A 1569-nucleotide genomic window follows, 5' to 3' on the forward strand; every position below is an offset into this window, starting at 1 on the left:
TTTAAAATTAAYATAGGAGATAGGGTTTATGAGACAAGACGATAGAATGTTGATAAATGAGTATAAAAATTATTTAATAAAATTAAAACTTAATACTACTGAAATTAATATGAATATAAAAAGTGTTGATGATATAAATGAATATAAAGAAGAATCGAAAAGTAACTTAAAAAAGCTAGAAATTTTAAGTAAAGAGTATAAGCTATATGACAAAAATTATGAAGATTTTAGAATAGCTATGGGGAAGTTTGCTATGGGATTAAGTAAATCTCATAAATTAAATCTTAATAATCAAGATAAAGTAAGACTTAACTTAGCATTTTTAGATTTAAATGATAAATTTGAAGAGTTGATGCGCAAAAATATAGTTAAAGATGCATATGTATGGAAGTAAAAGATTGTAWAKAGCAATTGACTGTTAATCAATGGGTCACAGGTTCGAGCCCTGTTGTTCCCGCCAGTTTAAAAAACTCTTATCTTATGCTAAGAGTTTTTTTATTTTATCAAAGTTTAATTTTAGAATATTTTACATCAATAAATAACTAAAATAATTGAATAAATATCCAGTTATAATAATACCTACAGTAACAATTCCTATAAATATAGCTAGTAACTTAGGGCGAACAACCTTACTTAGCATTATCATTGATGGAAGTGAAAGTGCTGTAACACCCATCATAAATGCAAGTATAGTACCTATTGGAACTCCTGCCATAAATAATGCTTCTGCAATTGGAATTGTACCAAATATATCAGCATACATTGGAATACCAACAACTGCTGCTATAATAACCGAAAATGGATTTTTATTACCTAGTACTTTAAGTATAATATCTTGTGGTATATAGTTGTGTATTAAAGCACCTATACCAACACCTATTAAAACATACTTATAAACATTTTTTATTATAATTTTAGTATCAGATAAAGCATAATCAAGTCTTTGTTTTTGATTAAAGTTTTCTGATTCTCCATATAAGTCACGAGTTTTTTCATTATAAGTTCTTATTTGATTTTCCATATTAAGTTTACTTATTAAAGTTCCACCGATAACAGCAATTATAAGTCCTATTATTACATAAAGAATAGATATTTTCATTCCAAAGAATGATGCAAGTAAAAGTAAAGATGCAAGGTCAACCATAGGTGAAGATATTAAAAATGAAAAAGTAACACCAAGTGGTAATCCTGCATTACTAAAACCTATAAATATAGGAATACTAGAACAAGAGCAAAATGGAGTTACAGTTCCAAGAAGAGCAGATATTATAGCTCCTGATATTCCTTTAAATCTTGATAGTATATTTTTAGTTTTTTCTGGTGGGAAATAACTTTGTATATATGATATGAAAAATATTAAAACTCCTAAAAGGATAAATATTTTTATAGTATCATAAATGAAAAATTGAATACTTCCACCTAATCTAGTTGATACATTTAGATTTAATATATTTTGAACAAATAAGGTAATTAAATCAGATAACCATTTCATACCTAAAATTTGTTCTGTGAAAAAATTAAATATGTTCATACAACCTCCTTAAATCAAAAAAAATTGATATTAAAAAT

At 25.7% G+C, this 1569-nt stretch carries 2 protein-coding genes; one reads left to right on the forward strand and one right to left on the reverse strand.

What is annotated here, in order from left to right; translation table 11 throughout:
* Positions 1–28 precede the first annotated feature (28 nt).
* Positions 29–394: a hypothetical protein gene (locus G3997_RS04330; protein ID WP_296648664.1), complete on the forward strand. Its 366-nt coding sequence runs from the start codon at positions 29–31 to the stop codon at positions 392–394.
* Positions 395–526: 132 nt separating this feature from the next.
* On the opposite strand, the gene G3997_RS04335 is transcribed toward G3997_RS04330, so the two are convergent.
* Positions 527–1531 (reverse strand): permease, encoded by a 1005-nt coding sequence (locus G3997_RS04335; RefSeq protein WP_296648666.1) that lies wholly within the window; start codon positions 1529–1531, stop codon positions 527–529.
* Positions 1532–1569 lie beyond the last annotated feature (38 nt).

The organism is Romboutsia sp. 13368, assembly GCF_018336475.1.
Lineage (GTDB): Bacteria > Bacillota > Clostridia > Peptostreptococcales > Peptostreptococcaceae > Romboutsia.

Coding starts and splice junctions, on each gene's coding strand:
- G3997_RS04330 (WP_296648664.1), top strand. CDS start 29: ATGAGACAAGACGATAGAATGTTGATAAATGAGTATAAAAATTATTTA.
- G3997_RS04335 (WP_296648666.1), bottom strand. CDS start 1,531: ATGAACATATTTAATTTTTTCACAGAACAAATTTTAGGTATGAAATGG.